Raw genomic sequence first — 15,653 nt, forward strand, 5'->3', positions numbered from 1 at the left:
AACTGCGCCCCGGGAACAGCCAGCCATGCGGCAGCATGACCCCGCGCCGCTTGCCTTCGCGCCACCACAACCGCAGCAGTTCCAGAAGTTGCGGCGAGAGCATGGCGTTGCGGTCCCTGCGTCCCTTGCCCTGTTCGACGCGGATCAGCATGCGCGTACTGTCGATATCATCGACCTTCAGGTGCGCGACCTCGGACACACGCAGGCCCGCGCCATAGGCGACGCCGAGCGCGGCCTTGTACTTGATGCCAGGTGCTGCTTCGAGGAGCCGCGCCGCTTCCTCCACGCTCAGCACATCGGGCAGCTTGCGCGGATAGCGCATGATCACCAGCGCACGCGCCAGATCCCGCCGCATCAGTGTCACCATGAACAGGAAGCGCAACGCCGAGACCGCGCCGTTGATCGTCGCGGGGCCGACACCGTTCTCATGCTGGTTCAACTGGAAGCGCCGGATATCCTGGGGCGTCGCAGTGTCGGGAGCGCGCCCAAGGAATGCGGTGAAGCGCCGGACGTGACGCACGTAATCCTGCTGTGTATGCGGTCCCAGACCTCGCATCAGCATGTCTTGCTGCATGCGCTGACGAAGCGGTGATATCGGTGCATTGGTCGGCAGGGTAGCCATGGCGAGTTCCTCTCGTTGAAGGGAACTCCATGGTCTGGTCAGGCAGTTAGGCACTCAAAGCCGAAGATTACCATACTGCATTGCCAACCGCGCCTTCCCGCGAAGCGGGTTCGTGCATGAGGCCCAAAGCCGCCGTTCACCTCTCTTCAAGTCAGCGCTCCGGCCGGCAAAAATCGTCGAGGCCTCCAACAAGGTGAAATCGGTATTTCACACTGACGCGCAACCAGGGTGATGAAGGTATGCCGCAACTCACCGAGCCTGATTGGCGATCCATCGTTAGCCGTCTCAACCTGAAATCGCGGCAACGTTTGCCGACAACTGATCCAATACCAACCGCAATCGCTCCATTTCCGGGCGACTGTGTTCACGGGCGGCAAGAATCTGGGCTCTTGACTGCTTGAGTTGCTCAAGACCGAGAACCAAGGCGCCCTGCAGGCGCTTGCGGTCGCCGAGAATGTCTTGGTCGATCTGCGCGATATCGCGTGGATCGATCGCTCGGGAGGGGTCGAAGACGAAGCGGGCTTCGACGGACTTTCGCCAATTCAACAACTTCTGCGCGGTTTTGGGTCCGAATCCGGGCACGCTGTAAAGCTTGTTTCTCTCGACATCGAGCGCTGTTTCGATGCCATACGACTCCAGGACCTGTTTCTTGCCCGGTCCTATGCTCTCGATCTTTGCCGAGGAGATTTCAAAGTTGTCCAGGAACCGGTGCAGTTGCGCCTGACGGCGGTTGCGCTCGAGCTCCGAGATCCTGGCTACCCGTTTGGAAGGCAAGATGTCCCATTCGCGCCTGAGCCCGGCGAGCACCGTTTTTTGCCTGTCGAAAGCGTCCGGCCCGGCCCTCTGCATCCACGTGGTTTGCGCGTTTTTCCACTGGGTGGCGGCCTCGGCGGCGACGCGCCGGTATTCCGCAGCCTCACTGTCCCTGTTCAAGAAACCTCTCAACCCCAGAAAGACCCCCAAGGCGATGCCCAGCACCCAGATCTGCGCCATTATCAAGCCAGCGACGCCGACCACTGCAGCCGCTATTCCGGCCCGGAAGTTGGTGCGGCGCGCGTGCCCCTTGAGCTTCAAGGCGTTGGGATCTGGTGTCACATTCGTTTCGGGGACGGTCGGCACCGGCCCGGGATGCGGGATGGCGTCCACCTGCCGCTGGAATCCGGCGATATCGAAAAGCGTCGCCCCGCCGGCGGGAACAACGGTTGAGAACAGCGGGACGCCAGTGGCGCCTTCCATTTTGCACCAAGGGCACGGCGATGAGCCAAGTGACCAATGGCTGGAATTGGCGGAGCACTGCTTGAGGTTCGCTTCAAGTTCGGCCAAGGCAGCCACCCAGTCCCGGGCCACGGGCCTGCCAGCCGACGTTCCCCTGTGCGAGAAGGCATCCTCAAACATTTTTGCAAGTCGTGGACCGACGATGGCGAGTTCGGGGGAACTCGGAGGCCTCGCCATTCCAACCGCGGCGGCGTTCGCCCCGTAGGGAAAGCGGTACTCCTCGATCGCCTTCGAAATCGGCATATCGCCGCTTCCCGCGTAGCGGCCGGCAAAGGGGTGTTTTCCCATAAACAGCAACAGGAAGGCCATCACGGCCAAGCCGAAATTGTCGTGATTGGGCGTCCTCACGATGCCCGAAAACGATCTGCCCTGCAGCTCCGGCGGTGTGAAGGTCTCGATGCCCACCTCGCAAAGATATTGCTGGCCCAGATAGGAGACCTGGAAGCTGTCGCAGTCGATCAGGCGCACGGTAGCGTCCTGCGCAACCAGCACACCGCCGTGGTTCACATCGCCGATGACGCAGGCGTTGTCATGAACGGCCGCAAATGCTCTCGCGGTGTTTGCCGCCACACGGGTCAGAAATCGCCAATCAACCCGCTGAAAGTCGGTTCTGCGGCTTTTGGGGCTGTAGAGCTGATGGATGCTCTTGCGACCGCTGATCTTCGGCATGATCAGCCCGATGGGCTTGCTATCCTTGGAGCAGACCAGCCCCGTCGGCCAGGCCGTCAGCTTTTCGAGTGAACCGGTCTTGATCTTGCCCATCGCACGGATCTTGTCGATCCTCTGCTGCTCGAGGGGCCGGTGGTAGATCTTGGCGACATGGTTCTTGTGTGCAGCCAAGTCGTAGACGGCGCCCTCGCCGCCCTGGCCGACGATCTCGCCAAGTTTGAGGGCTTCCCCTCGCAGGGTGAACACCTCGCGGACCTTGGCATTCATTTTGCGGCCACCATCGGTTCAGCTGGCGATCTCGTGGCCAGGATCAGCGACTTGTCATCATCGGTCCTCTCGCAGATCTGCGGCGAAAGCAGATAGAGCTTCAGCCCATCCGACAGCGTAGAGTCCTCGCCCGCCACCGCCGATCGTCTCACGGCCGGGAACATCGTATCGAAGAAGGGCTGATGGACGCTGCGCGAAGCCTGGTGCAGGACGAGGTTCTCGATACCGTCGGAGAAGAGCGCGACTTCGTCAATGCGCCGCGGCGCGAACTCGAATTCGAGGACATCCGCGACATTTGATGACGTGGCGAAGTTGGTCGTGTTGGCAAACTCGCCGTGCTGCGGCCAGAACACGTAGGACCATCCGTCTTCACTGCCGTGCGAAACGACCATTGCGCCGTCACCGACCTGAAAGAACACCGTGCTTGTGGGGCCGAGGATGGCAACAAGCAGCGTGCATGCATAATCGCGCACCTCGTGCCCGAGTGCGCGCGCATGAGCGGCGATGCGCTCGGCAATTTCGGTCACCCAGCCCAACGCTTTTGGCCGGTCGATCTGATCGAGCGCACCGTTCTCCGCGAAGTGCACGAAAATGAGCTCCAGCAGGTTCTGCCCGGCTAGCCAAGACCCAACCTCCGAGTGCGCCGCACTGCCAGCGCCGTCGCAGACAGCGGCCGCGAGGATTGGACCTTCCCTGCCCTCGATCAGGGCATGGACCGAATTATCCTGACAGGGCTTGCCGGCCGTGACATGCGAAGTGCCGATGGCGCTAGCCGACGCTATGCGCCAAGACATCACACCTCAGCCCAGCCTGCGGGGGACTGGAGGGCCACGGTCTGTCCGACCTGCGACTGAGAGACGCCCGACAGCGATGCGGACAGCCATGAGAACAGCTCGCGGAATTTGAGGCCACTTAGCTTCAGCGGCTGGCGTGTGGAGAGCTTGGCGAGGATGTCCATGTTGGCACCGTCGACGCCAACGGCGAAGAACGAAAACGCCTTTGCCGCCTCGCCGGATTTGACCGCGTTTTCGGCAGCGACGATGCTGTCCGTGGGCGCGCCGTCCGTCATCAGAAACACCCAGGGCCGGTAATAGGAGATGCCGTTCGCGCGGTACTCATCTTTGCGACGTCGCAACATCTCGAGGCCCTGCTCGATCGCCGCACCCATTGGGGTGTCGCCGCTGGTCGCTAGCGTACTAGGCGTAAACAGGTCAGCGGTCTGAAACGGCGCGACGATGTTGACCGGTCCGAAGGTGACGATGGCGACCTCGACACGTTTCATCGCAAGGCTGTCGGCCGCGAGCTCGTCCTTGAAAGCGACAAGGCCTTGGTTCAGCGCGTCGATCGGCGCTCCGCTCATGGAATAGGAGGTGTCGAGCAGAAGGAGGCACGGGCACCGAGGTTCGGGGTTATCCGCGAACTCTGCCGCCCCAAACGGTATCTGATCAAATTGGTTGGACATTTTACTCGCCTTTTTCGCCGAAATATCGCTTCCCGCAAGCCCGGGTCTCCCGGCACTCGGCAGGTAGCGTCCAAAAATTATTGAAACCGGAATTGCAAAGCGCGTCGATGCGCTTGCCCGCCCCAATTTTCAAACCCTCCCTATCTACAGATGCTCGGTTTCTGCTGTCAATTGACTTGAGATTTAGTCACGCAAAAGTCGATTCGACTTTCGCGGACTGCTCTGTTTTGTATTGTGCAGGGAGGGTGAAATGGTCAGCCAACAACGGATCGGCTGGGGCATCGCGGTTTTCTGCGCAATCGGGTGGGCCATGTCGAGCATCGACGCCCGGTCGCCACCCCCCGCCCCGCCCGCGGTCCCCGCGGCAACCACCACCGCGGCGCTTCGGGTACAACCGAGCAACAGCTCGATTGCCTATGCAAAGCCCGACGCGGTGGCTGCCCAGAAGCCTAGCCCCGCCACGTTGGTTCGCTGGCTGTACACCACCAAAAACGTTCGTGTCAGGGTCGCGCCGGACACCGAGGCGCGTATCATCACCACGCTTCCACTGGGCGACCTGGTCCAGACAAACGGTCAACAGGGAGACTGGTACAATGTGACGGTCTCCGCACAGATCGGATGGATCCATGGCGACTACCTCAGCGAGGCGAAGCCGGTCGAGCTGACTTCGACCACACCGGTCGCTCCAGCGGCTGCATCAGATGACGGCAGCGTTTCCGAGCATGCCTCGGGCGAGCCTGTCAGAGACGCCGTGGTAGGCAGATGCGATTGCCCATACGACCTGATGCGCAATGGGCGTTTATGCGGGGGCCGGAGCGCCTACAGCAGGCCCGGTGGCAGGAGCCCGGTGTGCTACTGGTAGGAAGGCTGCGCCGCGAGTAGCGACCGGTTGATCCACCCCAAAGTGACATCGTCCTTGCTGATCCGCGCCCAGCGACCGTTGATTTCGACGACTGTCAGAGTGGTGCCCGCCGGCACCTGACTCACCACGGCCCCGGCCATTGAAGGATCCGAACGGATATTCGCCGTCCTGGTCACGACTGCCGTTGGGAAGTGCTCGCCTGGCGGCGGCTCGACCGCTACCGAGGAACCCGGATCGGCTCCCGATAACGTGCTTGGCGTTTTCTGATCACCAGCGGAGGTGGGCCAGCTATCGCCAACAGGTGCGTCCTGCTGAACCGGCCCTTTGGGTGCTTCCACATACGGCGGCGGATTCGAAGGGGTGATGTCGCGGCTTGCCGGCGGCAGCGGTTTGGTCTGCCCTGGTTCCTGGCGATCGGTTCGGGGTGCCAATGTCGGGTTTGGCATAGCGCTGGATTTTGTGTCGGAATTCTGGGCCATCAAGGCCGCCCCCACACCGACGACGCCGATAACAACCAAGGAGACTTGCGCCGCACGGCTCCCTCTGGCGGCGTGGTAGATCAGGGCCACGAGTGCTGCGATCAATAAACCCAGAAAAAGAGCGGATTTGCCGCTGCGCTTGGAAGAATAGGACATGCCCGAACCGGGAAGACCAACAGTGCTCTGAATGCCGCCACGGCCCATGTTCAATGTGGAGCCGGGCTTGCCAAAGGAGGCACTGCTGAGCCCCTTCCCGGTGACGTTCAGGCGAACGCCGGGAATAAGCCTCAATGACTTTCTGTATCTAAACCCCACTGCGCCCCCGCGCGTATTTTGAAGCGAACACTAGCGTTGGGGCACTTGCGAAGCAACTTCCGTTTCATAGAACTCGAGGCCAAGTAGTCTATCGATTTGAAAGTTCCGTTCGCGCTTACCGGCTTCGCCGCAACGGCCTCCACTTTGGCCGAGCCTTGATCTTAAGGTGTCCCGACATCGATCTGCAGCACCGGAAGCGCTATCTCCTGTTGCGCAAGATATGATTTGAGGGTCTCCTGGAAACGCTCAATGTCTGGCAATACCTTGCGGCCCACACGGATGATTTCATCACCCTTTGGCTCTTTCTCGAATACAACGTTGATCTGAAGATCGGCCAGCGACGGGTTCAACACGAGAAACCGATCGAGGTTGCTGTTCAGAGCGGTGCGCTCCTCGGACAGCAATTGATCCAGAAACTCATAGCCCTTCATCCGCGGTCAGCACTTTTGCTCCCCTCCCCGCCACGGTTCGGTCGAAGAGGTGACCAAGCAGGTACCCTCTCCGGGGGATAACTGGCAAGTTCACTCTTTGTTCTATTCGGCCGCCCTGCAATCCTGTATACTTTGAGGCGTTCTTTTGCACCACGTTCCCTTGCGAGGATCTGCCTGATGACTGTCCAGCCCAGGACTCTCAATGAGCCGACAATCAGCTGCCCGAGCTGCAAGACCGACATCAAGCTCAATGAGTCGCTCGCGGCGCCGCTGATTGCGGCCACGCGCGAGGAATATGAACGGCGACTGGCGCAGAGCAACGCCGCCATGACGGCCAGGGAGGAGGAGGTTCAACGCAAGCAGGCGGCTATCGACGCCGCCCGGGATGACATCGACAGCCAGGTCGCCGAAAAACTCAAGCTCGAACGTGCCGCCATCGCCGCCGAAGAGGCCCGCAAGGCAAAACTTCTCGTCTCGACCGACCTTGAGGACAAGGACAGGAGGCTGGGCGAGATGGAGACGACGCTGAGGGCGCGGGACGAAAAGCTCGCTGCGGCGCAGTTGCAGCAGGCCGAATTTATGAAGCAGCAGCGGGCGCTCGACGATGAAAGGCGCGAAATGGCGCTGACCATCGAAAAGAGGATCCAGGAAGGGTTGGACGCCGTCCGCGTCAAGGCCAGGACCGAAGCCGAAGACGGCCTCAAGATGAAGGTGGCCGAGAAAGAGGAACAGATTGCCGGCATGCAGCGCCAGATCGAGGAGCTGAAGCGCCGCGCCGAGCAAGGATCTCAGCAGCTTCAGGGCGAGGTCCTTGAGCTCGAGCTGGAGTCGCTGATCGCCAGCCGGTTCCCGATGGACATCATCGAACCGGTCGCCAAGGGTGAGTTTGGTGGTGACGTGCTGCAACGCGTGGTGGGACCGGCCGGCCAGCCGTGCGGCGCGATCCTGTGGGAATCAAAACGCACCAAGAACTGGAGCCAGGGCTGGCTGGGCAAGCTGCGGACAGACCAGCGCGCCGCCAAGGCAGACATCGCGTTGATGATCTCCGAGGCGCTGCCTGCGGGAGTCGAAACGTTCGATCTGGTGGATGGCGTCTACATCGCCCATCCCAAATGCGCGATTCCGATCGCGATCATGCTCCGGCAGTCCCTCATCGAGCTCGCCAACTCCCGCCTCGCCCAGGACGGCCAGGCCACCAAGATGGAGCAGGTCTACGGCTATCTGACTGGCCCCAGGTTTCGCCACCGGGTCGAGGCGATCGTCGAGAAATTCTCCGATATGCAGGACGACCTTGCCAGGGAAAGGAAAGCCACAATCCGCCTGTGGGCCAAACGGGAGGCTCAGATCCAGGGTGTCATCGAGTCGACCGTCGGAATGTACGGCGATCTGCAGGGCATCGCCGGCAAGGTGATGCAGGAGATCGCGGGCTTGGAGGTCTTGGCCATAGAAGCATCCGCGTCCCTCCCCGATTGAGAAGGCGAACTAAACTGGATATCGGATTTGAGAACGAGGGCAAGCTGCTCCTTGTTACGGATGATCCGTCAAACGCGGAACGCAATGTCAAGAAGCCGCCGCGCTGAACCCCCTCGCCCGGCCGGTCATCAGATTGCTATGCAGCCTGCGGTTTTTGCGCCGAGCTGTGCGGACAATGAAAGCCTGCCCGTGACGGACCGTGAAATCCACCTTTACCTCGATGATAGCGGCAGCCGCGAGCCAGACCGACAACCAAAGGAGAAGCGGTGGGACGAGATGGATTATTTCGCCCTCGGCGGCATCCTCATCAACGAGGAAGACGTCGACGAGCTCTGCGCGCGCCATAAGGCCTTCTGCCAGAAGCACGGGATCACCTACCCGCTGCACTCCTGGGCGATCCGGGGCGGCCGTGGCGACTTCGGCTGGCTGAAGAAGCCCGAGGCTGCCTTTGAGTTCCTGGGAGATTTGCAGGGGATGCTGCTTGCACTGCCCGTGATCGGCATCGCCGCGGTGATTGATCGGCCGGGCTATGTTGCCCGCTACCGGGACCGGTATCAGGACCAGTTGTGGTTCATGTGCAAGACCGCCTACTGCATCCTGATCGAGCGCGCCGCCAAATACGCCCGCAGCCAGGATCGCAAGCTGCGCGTGTTCTTCGAGCGGGCAGGCAAAGCCGAGGACCGCGACCTGATAGCCTACACGCGGACCCTGAAGACGCAGGGGATGCCGTTCGACGGTGCCAACTCCGCCATCTACGGGTCGTTAAGCGCCGAGGAGTTCAAAGACATCGTGCGCGGAGAGCCGCGCGGCAGAACCAAAGCCACGCCGATGCTGCAGATCGCCGATCTCTACCTCTATCCGATGGCCAAGGGCGGATATGACCCGTCCTACCGGCCCTACAAGGCCCTGATGGACAACAAGCGTCTGATCGACGCGCACCTGCCGCAGGAGGACCTGGCATCCTGCGGCATCAAATACAGCTGTTTTGACAGGATAAAAAACAAAGACCCGGACTAACCGGGCCTTCGTTTTGAAAAGTCGGCTGGCGCCTGGCGCCAACCCCGGAGCGATGCTCACGTCCAAAGTATGGGTATTGACGCTCTCTTTGTCAACACCCCGGGTGAACCTCTGGTCGGGGGGTCCCTATCTTATCGCTTGCATATAGCACGCTTCGTCTAATCGACACTTCATATTATCAAGTCATCTTCTTTGGGTGCAGCGCGGTTCCCCGGCCCCTGAATCCGGGGGCATAGGCCGGGCGAACCTTGAAACACCCTCCCCCTGAATACAGAATCGCCCCCAATGCCCTTGCGTCATCACGCCTCATATGGCCCAGCCAGAATCCGCCAAAGCAGACGTCGACAAGCTTCGCACCAACGAGAAGAAATGGACCAAGGCGCTCATGGCCACTGGCTGGAGCGCTTTCCCCAACATCATCATCGAAAAGCAGCAGGCTCTCGGCCTCGATGCGCTCGATATGAACATCATCATCCACCTGGTCCAGTACTGGTGGCTGCCCGACAACCTGCCCCACCCCTCGGTGGAGACGATCGCCAAGGCGATCGGGGTGACACCCCGCACCATTCAGAAACGCATTGCCGCCCTCGAGGCCCTTAAACTTCTTGGCCGGGAAGAACGGCGCAACACGCCCAATGGCAGCATGACGAACCGCTATCATTTCGATGGCCTGATCGAGGCCGCCAGGCCGTTTGCGTTGGAAAAGGCCGCCGAGATCAAGAAGGCGGCCGAGGAAAGGTCAGACCGGTTGAAGCGCAAGAAGCCGCAACTAGTCGTCGACAACGATGCATAGGCAGATCGTGGCGTAGCTCAGAGGATAGAGCGCCTCGCTTTCGACCTGGGTGGTGCGTGACACCGCTATCTAGGGGCGAGGAGGTCGCAGGTTCAAGTCCTGCCGTCACGCCCATCCTTGTTCACCAACACCTGGCCCCTTGCCTATGCGACTGGAAAGGTCGCGAGATTGCCAGCGTGAGATCGCATCTCCAAACGCCGATCCTGGTATTTTCCGCGGTAATTGAACAGCGCCAGAAGCTGCATTTCAAGAAGCCATTGTGAGGCGTCCCAAGCGTGGAAAATGTCCATGTCGTAATTGAAGGGCGACGAATGCGTGACGCCGTTGCGGAATTCGGTCAGCAACGAGAATCCGTCGCGAGCCGGCTGCCCCTTCTTAGCTTTCAAACGTTTGCGAAGCAGATCGGATTTATCGGCCGGATCCCCTTCGATTTTGAGCAGGCGGGTACAGGCTCTGATTTGTTCCGCAAGACTGACATTGCGCAACATCGAGACGCTCCACCCGCCCCGTGTCCCCAGAACATAGGCTGCGAGGGTTTCCAGGCCGGCTGCCGACATGATGACCGCCGTCTCCACCGAATCGTAGCGAGAGAGGTTCGCTATCTTATAATAGGCCAACGCCCGCCCGACGCCGCGCTTGGCCTCCGGGGTCTGAAAGACCGTCATGTAACTGGCAAACAGCGCCGGCAAGCCGTCGGCCAACGACCAATGAAACCAGTTTCTCGGCGCCTCCAGCCTGTCGGCCCGGGTGAATCCCAGAGATCGGAAGGTGTTGGCCATGCAGTCGGCCTTGAAAGCAATCGAACTCGGTGACGCCAGCGGAATCGCGGAGGCGGTCGTCGCTGCTCTGCATGCATGGAAAAGGAACTTCGAGGTCGCTGAGACCCATTGGAAACGCGCGCTCGCCCTCGGTCCGACCACCCCTAATGTTCTCGTTTGGGTCGGCTATATCTGTCTCTGGAGTGGTCAACTCGCTGAGGCCCGTGAAATCGGCGAGCGGCTGAGACGCCTGAGTCCACTCGAACACCGCGACGTCCACGAGCTGCTCGCATTCACTTACTATCTGCTCGGTGAATATGAGGCTTCGCTGGATTCGTTCCGTCGTTGGGACAACAACAATTATGATCGCGGGTTCGCCAATCTGGCTGCGTGTTTGGGACAGCTCGGCCGTGCCGAAGAGGCAAGATTGGCTTGGGGCAGGTGCCTCGAGCGCAAGCCTGGTTTCACTCTAGGTGACTACAAGCGCGGCTCTCCATATCGCCGTCAGGAGGATGTGGAGCACTGGCTAGATGGCCTGCGGAAAGCAGGCATTGCGGATTGAAGGATGACGGGTCACGCCCAGGCCGACACCTTCAAGGGCAAACGGCCATGTTCAGGATAACCCCCTAACCAGAAATATCAGCGACTTGAGCAAAGCCGACGTGAATGAACCCAGAGCGGAAAATCAGGCGAATCGACTCCTCCTCGGGATGCAAATACAATTTGCCGCAGTGAGAGCACCCCTGCGATGTCCGAAGAGCGCGTCCAACGCCGCCTTGCTGCCATTCTGGCCATCGACGTGGTTGGCTATAGTCGCCTCACGGAGCGCGACGAGGTAGGTACCTTGACTACGCTCAAATCTCGGCGTCGAGAGATCCTTCAGCCAATGATCTCCAAACATCACGGTCGCATCATCAAATTGATCGGCGACGGCGCGCTAATAGAGTTCGGAAGCGCAGTCAACGCCGTAGACTGCGCTGTCGAATTGCAGAGGGCTATGGATATCGCGAATGCAGATGTGGCTGGGGACCGACGCATTGTATTGCGAGCTGGAATTAATCTCGGCGACGTGGTGGTCGAGGGCAATGATCTCTATGGCGACGGAGTCAACGTCGCGGCTCGGCTCGAGAGTCTGTCGGAGCCGGGGGGATTGTGCATCTCGGGAAGTGTCTTCGAGCAGATCAACGGCAAGCTTCCACATTCATTCGTTTCCTTGGGCCCGCAGACTCTCAAAAACATCGATCGACCGATCCAAACCTATAGGCTCGCGGGCAAGGATGGAGCCGCGGCGGCGGTTTCGGCCGTTGAACTTTCTCTTCCCGCCAAGCCGTCAATAGTCGTCCTGCCCTTTGTGGATATGAGTGCTGACGCCGAGCAGGCGTATTTCGTTGATGGATTGACGGAGGACCTGATTACCGATCTGTCCAAAGTGCCCGAGCTCTTCGTCATCGCCCGGAACTCATCCTTTGCCTACAAGGGCAGTTCGGTAGACACCCGCCAGATCGCTCGCGAACTGGGCGTGAAATATGTCCTGGAGGAAGCGCCCGACGGGTGGCGGACCGCGTGCGGATCAATGCCCAGCTCATCGATGCACCCGCCGGTGGGCACATCTGGGCAGATCGCTTCGACCGGGACCTTGCCGATATCTTCGCGGCGCAAGACGAAGTCGTCGGAAAGATTGTGGAGGGGCTCGCCGGCAGATTAGCCGCGGCAAACCTGAAGGAGCGTTATCGGCCAACGAACTTGGGGGCCTATGATCTCTATCTACGGGGGCGGGCTGAATGGGCACACTCCACGGAGGCTGGCGTTGCGGCCATCCCCTTGTTCGAGCGGGCCATCGCACTCGATCCTAACTACGCGGATGCCTATCGCTGGTTGGCGATCAGTCAGTGCGAGGCCTGGGTCTTTAGGAACTATCCGATGAATCCCCTTCGTCAACAATCTATGGCGTCGGCAAGAAAGGCGATTGAACTCGATCCCGAAAATTCTGGCACGCATTGGGTGCTCGCGTTCATACTCCTCCTCGAGCGCCAGTGGGATGAGTCTGCCAAAGAGTACGAGATTTCGCTCCGGCTCAATCCGAACGATGCCGATGCGTGGGCAAACTTCGGGGATCTGAAGACCTATGAAGGTCGCGGAGTAGAGGCCATCGCCTGCATCGAGAAGGCATTGCGCCTGAATCCGTGCCCGCCGAGCTGGTATTTCTGGTTACTCGGAGGTGCCCAATCCGCTGCCGGTAAGTATGAGGAAGCAGTGAAGACGCTGAGGAAAGATGCAACATATCGCACCGAATCCAGGGTAAATTTGGCGTCGATCCTGGCGCGGCTCGGCAGGTTAGAGGAAGCGCGTGAAGAGGCCACGCTATATCTGGCAACAAACCCCCATTTCAAGATTAGACATTGGGTCGAATCCCAGCCCTATCGCGACTTGGCCTTGCGAGACATGTACGTCGAAGGCCTTCGTAAGGCTGGCTTTCCGGAATGACTAACTTCTTTCTCGACGGACCACCACGCTGGAGTCGGCTTCTGGCTACTCTGCCACAAGCAGCCGCAACCGATAACGGCTGCTTTTTCACGGAAGCAGATACTCGTGCACGATCTAACCACGCCCGTTTATGAGTTCAAGCCATAGGCCCGGCGCAAGGTCGGCCTTCTAGCTAGCCCGTTATCCCGAAAGGGGACTGACGGCTCTCGTGAAGATCCTATGGGGATGGAAGGCGACCAGCGCTCTGCCAGAGTGAAGTTGCCAAACTCACCTGGAGGTCAGCATGCAAGCCAACACCATCAAAGCGGGACGGCTTGAAATGGCGGAGGAGCAAACCCAGGAGTTGACAATCGCGCTGCAGGAGAAGGATCGCCCAGCCTATCCTGGTCTGGTGACCAAGATCGAATTCTCGATTGAAGTCCTAAGGGAGAACCTGACCCTGCTCCAGAAGGCACTCCCACCAGACGGAAAACGCTCTCCGACTTGAATTTCGTACCCAGCCACGGCATCGAATAGCTCAAATCGGCATTCTGGGTTTACATCGGCAGCCAAGCCCCTAGTTTTAGAGCTTCGCGCCGTGCACCCCGAGTGCGTGGATGATCGAGAACGGGACCGTGAGCTCTGGCCGGCCCCTCAAGAACTTCCGAAAGGATGACTGCTATGACACAGGCCAAGAATGGCGACACCGTGCGCATCAACTACAATGGACGCCTAGTCGACGGCACTCAATTCGATTCTTCCGGCAGCGAACCGCTGCAATTCACGCTGGGTGAAGGACAACTGATCCCCGGTCTTGAAACCCATGTCGAGGGCATGGAGGTGGGCGCGAAGAGCACCGTCACCGTTCCCGCCGAGGCCGCCTATGGCCCCCGCCGCCCCGAAGCGGTCATGACCATCGACCGCGCCAAGGTGCCAGACAACATCAACGTTGATATCGGCACTCGATTGCAGGCCAAAACCCGCGACGGGCGCCCCATCCCGGTAACAGTCGTCGAAGTGGACGACGCCAGCGTCAAGCTCGACGGCAATCATCCCTTGGCCGGAAAGGATCTGGTTTTCGACGTTGAACTGGTCGAGATCGTTCAGGCGGCGTAGGGGCACCAATACGGCGCAGATTTGGTCGGCTTCGCGACGTCCCTTACGAGCATTCCCCGGCAGGGGTGGCGATTCAGGCAAGATCAGGAGTTGGTGGTAGCCATGGGCCGCGCCCTCGGCGGCGCGGCCTCGGCGAGTTCTTCGCCCGGGGGTTACGTTCAACGAATGCTGGGCCCGACTTTGCGACACTATGAACGCGAAGGATTCCATGTGGCCATGTACTTCGTACAGGATCAGAAATTTACCTGTACGCCGCTGGCTGTCAGGTTTGATCATTTTTGGAAGCTCGACAGCTTCTGGCGTTCGACGGGCCCATGCTGAGAAATATCAAAACGGCGCTGATGCATAGCCAAGGCTTTACCTAGTCCGGCACTTTCGTCTCCCTCGCGGCTTTATCGCTTTGCTCGACGCCAACCGGCCGCCCGAGCTTCGGCCTCAGAGCAAAACCAGCGCTCGCCCTTTCCGGTCGATATGACTGTCTCGGCATAATGTTCTTGACCAGGCAGGTGGTAGATGTGCTCACCAGAGTTCACGCTGATGTTGCCCTTGATGTTGCAGCCTGAGCCGAGTAGCCCGAAGCCAGTTGATTGCTCGCTGACAGTCTCGACCTTGTCGGCATTGACCGCACGCCAATCCCAAGGTTGATCGAACCGGCCCTGCCAAAGGCCGCGGTGAGCCGCCTTGGCAGTGCCTTGCTCGGCGGCGAATGTCCCATTCGAATAGCGCGGCCAGTCGAGGGCCAGACCCTGTTCGACAAGCCAGCGCTGAACGCTGCGACCGTCTGCGCGATCGCAATTCCCTACAAGCCGGCCATACCGATCGCGATCGATAAAGCTGCAACGCAGCGGTCGCGAAGCTGCCAGGAACTCGTCCAAGGCTTGGGCGGCGCGGCGCCCACAGGGATATTCGAAGCCCTGGGCGTCGTCGCAATACTGCCGGCTCTCCGGTGCGTCGATGCCGTTGAAGCGAATGCGCTGGCCAGCAATCTCGACCGTGTCGCCGTCGATCACCGAAGCGCGGCCTTCCATCGGGCCAGGCAATGGTGCTGTCCAATTTGTTATGGTCCTCTGAATGCCAGCGATGAGGCCGGTGCTCTGTTGCCCGGCGGTCCTCTGGATAGCGAATTGGGTGACTGCTGCGGCAAGCGCACCAACGCCCAGCAAGAGGAGTCCCAAGAGCGGTCGCTGCAATCGCCGTGACAGCATTCTCCTGCCGGCGCGCTTTCGCCACTGGTCAGCCTGATTGGCACCTTGATGACGCTGGACTTTGCCCACGTCCCTCTCTCCCCGGCGGAAGAATGCTTCCGTTGCGGGCGAGAGTCTAGAGTGGAACATTAGAGTTCTCTAACGGTTCTATCCTGGCAATTTGCCAATCCATGATGGGCACAGCAATGGCGGTGTTGGCGTTTGATACGATCTATTTTTTCGGCCTGACGGGGGACGACCTGATAGGCGGGGTCGTATCGCTGGTGGCATGCATGCTGCTTTTCAACGCTATGGCGAAGGATCGCTCAAACCCTAGAGCGGGATGAAATTACGGTGAGTCGATAAGGGATTCCCAAATCGGTTGGAATTTGATTCAACCTTCTGGCTGGAGCTGGAGGCCAGCATGGATGGTTGGCTATTCGATGGACCTTCGTGAACGGGTTGTT

At 59.9% G+C, this 15,653-nt stretch carries 17 protein-coding genes and 1 tRNA gene; 10 read left to right on the forward strand and 8 right to left on the reverse strand.

Annotation, left to right across the window (positions count from 1 at the left end; translation table 11 throughout):
* From NKH03_RS31990 to NKH03_RS32005, 4 genes are all read right to left on the reverse strand, one after another.
* The coding region (locus NKH03_RS31990) for a tyrosine-type recombinase/integrase (RefSeq protein ID WP_352972884.1) at positions 1-622 on the reverse strand (622 nt) is incomplete at its 3' end.
* 285 nt (positions 623-907) lie between these two features.
* On the reverse strand, positions 908-2,833 hold the full coding sequence (locus NKH03_RS31995; protein WP_352972886.1) for a helix-hairpin-helix domain-containing protein: 1,926 nt from the start codon (positions 2,831-2,833) through the stop codon (positions 908-910).
* A complete protein-coding gene (locus tag NKH03_RS32000; protein ID WP_352873547.1) occupies positions 2,830-3,627 on the reverse strand; it encodes a PP2C family serine/threonine-protein phosphatase in 798 nt (265 codons plus the stop codon). Before NKH03_RS32000 ends, NKH03_RS31995 begins: the two co-directional genes overlap by 4 nt.
* Positions 3,627-4,295 (reverse strand): vWA domain-containing protein, encoded by a 669-nt coding sequence (locus tag NKH03_RS32005; protein WP_352873549.1) that lies wholly within the window; start codon positions 4,293-4,295, stop codon positions 3,627-3,629. The genes NKH03_RS32000 and NKH03_RS32005 overlap by 1 nt, the downstream gene beginning before the upstream one ends.
* A 250-nt stretch (positions 4,296-4,545) precedes the next feature.
* Between NKH03_RS32005 and NKH03_RS32010 the strand changes: the two genes are divergently transcribed.
* Positions 4,546-5,157, forward strand: coding sequence for an SH3 domain-containing protein (locus NKH03_RS32010; RefSeq protein WP_352873551.1), 612 nt, complete (start codon positions 4,546-4,548; stop codon positions 5,155-5,157).
* Here NKH03_RS32010 and NKH03_RS32015 read toward each other — a convergent pair.
* Together NKH03_RS32015 and NKH03_RS32020 are read right to left on the reverse strand one after the other, a co-directional pair.
* A complete protein-coding gene (locus NKH03_RS32015; protein WP_352972888.1) occupies positions 5,148-5,951 on the reverse strand; it encodes a DUF4236 domain-containing protein in 804 nt (267 codons plus the stop codon). The two genes, NKH03_RS32010 and NKH03_RS32015, sit on opposite strands and share 10 nt — an antisense overlap.
* Positions 5,952-6,112: 161 nt before the next feature.
* Entirely contained in the window at positions 6,113-6,382 is a 270-nt protein-coding gene (locus tag NKH03_RS32020; RefSeq protein ID WP_352873555.1) for a hypothetical protein, read from the reverse strand.
* A gap of 177 nt (positions 6,383-6,559) precedes the next feature.
* On the opposite strand from NKH03_RS32020, the gene NKH03_RS32025 reads away from it, so the two are divergent.
* From NKH03_RS32025 to NKH03_RS32040, 4 genes are all read left to right on the forward strand, one after another.
* On the forward strand, positions 6,560-7,855 hold the full coding sequence (locus NKH03_RS32025; protein ID WP_352873557.1) for a DUF2130 domain-containing protein: 1,296 nt from the start codon (positions 6,560-6,562) through the stop codon (positions 7,853-7,855).
* Between the two features lie 138 nt (positions 7,856-7,993).
* Positions 7,994-8,872, forward strand: a complete 879-nt coding sequence (locus NKH03_RS32030) for a DUF3800 domain-containing protein (RefSeq protein ID WP_352972890.1) — start codon at positions 7,994-7,996, stop codon at positions 8,870-8,872.
* A gap of 310 nt (positions 8,873-9,182) precedes the next feature.
* Positions 9,183-9,665, forward strand: a complete 483-nt coding sequence (locus NKH03_RS32035; protein ID WP_023722605.1) for a helix-turn-helix domain-containing protein — start codon at positions 9,183-9,185, stop codon at positions 9,663-9,665.
* Between the two features lie 6 nt (positions 9,666-9,671).
* A tRNA-OTHER gene (locus NKH03_RS32040) sits at positions 9,672-9,779 on the forward strand.
* A 29-nt stretch (positions 9,780-9,808) separates the two neighbouring features.
* On the opposite strand, the gene NKH03_RS32045 is transcribed toward NKH03_RS32040, so the two are convergent.
* Positions 9,809-10,444: a hypothetical protein gene (locus tag NKH03_RS32045; RefSeq protein ID WP_352972892.1), complete on the reverse strand. Its 636-nt coding sequence runs from the start codon at positions 10,442-10,444 to the stop codon at positions 9,809-9,811.
* Here NKH03_RS32045 and NKH03_RS32050 point away from each other — a divergent pair.
* The 5 genes from NKH03_RS32050 (at position 10,443) to NKH03_RS32070 (ending at position 14,002) form a co-directional block, all read left to right on the forward strand.
* The gene (locus NKH03_RS32050; RefSeq protein WP_352873565.1) at positions 10,443-10,985 is read left to right on the forward strand and encodes a tetratricopeptide repeat protein; all 543 of its coding nucleotides are present in this window, start codon (positions 10,443-10,445) and stop codon (positions 10,983-10,985) included. The genes NKH03_RS32045 and NKH03_RS32050 overlap by 2 nt on opposite strands.
* Before the next feature lie 186 nt (positions 10,986-11,171).
* Positions 11,172-12,128, forward strand: a complete 957-nt coding sequence (locus NKH03_RS32055; protein WP_352972895.1) for an adenylate/guanylate cyclase domain-containing protein — start codon at positions 11,172-11,174, stop codon at positions 12,126-12,128.
* The gene (locus NKH03_RS32060) at positions 12,104-12,907 is read left to right on the forward strand and encodes a tetratricopeptide repeat protein (protein ID WP_352972897.1); all 804 of its coding nucleotides are present in this window, start codon (positions 12,104-12,106) and stop codon (positions 12,905-12,907) included. The genes NKH03_RS32055 and NKH03_RS32060 overlap by 25 nt, the downstream gene beginning before the upstream one ends.
* A 283-nt stretch (positions 12,908-13,190) precedes the next feature.
* Positions 13,191-13,394, forward strand: coding sequence for a hypothetical protein (locus tag NKH03_RS32065; RefSeq protein WP_352873569.1), 204 nt, complete (start codon positions 13,191-13,193; stop codon positions 13,392-13,394).
* A 173-nt stretch (positions 13,395-13,567) separates the two neighbouring features.
* On the forward strand, positions 13,568-14,002 hold the full coding sequence (locus tag NKH03_RS32070; RefSeq protein WP_352873571.1) for an FKBP-type peptidyl-prolyl cis-trans isomerase: 435 nt from the start codon (positions 13,568-13,570) through the stop codon (positions 14,000-14,002).
* Positions 14,003-14,394: 392 nt separating this feature from the next.
* Here the strand turns inward: NKH03_RS32070 and NKH03_RS32075 are convergent, their stop codons facing one another.
* Positions 14,395-15,276, reverse strand: coding sequence for a thermonuclease family protein (locus NKH03_RS32075; protein ID WP_352873573.1), 882 nt, complete (start codon positions 15,274-15,276; stop codon positions 14,395-14,397).
* Between the last annotated feature and the right edge of the window lie 377 nt (positions 15,277-15,653).

It is taken from the genome of Mesorhizobium sp. M1406 (assembly GCF_040317555.1).
Lineage (GTDB): Bacteria > Pseudomonadota > Alphaproteobacteria > Rhizobiales > Rhizobiaceae > Mesorhizobium.

Bases quoted from the DNA above. Each gene is read 5' to 3' on its own strand.
- NKH03_RS32010 (WP_352873551.1), top strand. From the start codon at position 4,546: ATGGTCAGCCAACAACGGATCGGCTGGGGCATCGCGGTTTTCTGCGCA.
- NKH03_RS32065 (WP_352873569.1), top strand. From the start codon at position 13,191: ATGCAAGCCAACACCATCAAAGCGGGACGGCTTGAAATGGCGGAGGAG.
- NKH03_RS32025 (WP_352873557.1), top strand. From the start codon at position 6,560: ATGACTGTCCAGCCCAGGACTCTCAATGAGCCGACAATCAGCTGCCCG.
- NKH03_RS32030 (WP_352972890.1), top strand. From the start codon at position 7,994: ATGCAGCCTGCGGTTTTTGCGCCGAGCTGTGCGGACAATGAAAGCCTG.
- NKH03_RS32070 (WP_352873571.1), top strand. From the start codon at position 13,568: ATGACACAGGCCAAGAATGGCGACACCGTGCGCATCAACTACAATGGA.
- NKH03_RS32020 (WP_352873555.1), bottom strand. From the start codon at position 6,382: ATGAAGGGCTATGAGTTTCTGGATCAATTGCTGTCCGAGGAGCGCACC.
- NKH03_RS32050 (WP_352873565.1), top strand. From the start codon at position 10,443: ATGCAGTCGGCCTTGAAAGCAATCGAACTCGGTGACGCCAGCGGAATC.
- NKH03_RS32035 (WP_023722605.1), top strand. From the start codon at position 9,183: ATGGCCCAGCCAGAATCCGCCAAAGCAGACGTCGACAAGCTTCGCACC.
- NKH03_RS32000 (WP_352873547.1), bottom strand. From the start codon at position 3,627: ATGTCTTGGCGCATAGCGTCGGCTAGCGCCATCGGCACTTCGCATGTC.
- NKH03_RS32005 (WP_352873549.1), bottom strand. From the start codon at position 4,295: ATGTCCAACCAATTTGATCAGATACCGTTTGGGGCGGCAGAGTTCGCG.
- NKH03_RS32045 (WP_352972892.1), bottom strand. From the start codon at position 10,444: ATGGCCAACACCTTCCGATCTCTGGGATTCACCCGGGCCGACAGGCTG.
- NKH03_RS32055 (WP_352972895.1), top strand. From the start codon at position 11,172: ATGTCCGAAGAGCGCGTCCAACGCCGCCTTGCTGCCATTCTGGCCATC.
- NKH03_RS31995 (WP_352972886.1), bottom strand. From the start codon at position 2,833: ATGAATGCCAAGGTCCGCGAGGTGTTCACCCTGCGAGGGGAAGCCCTC.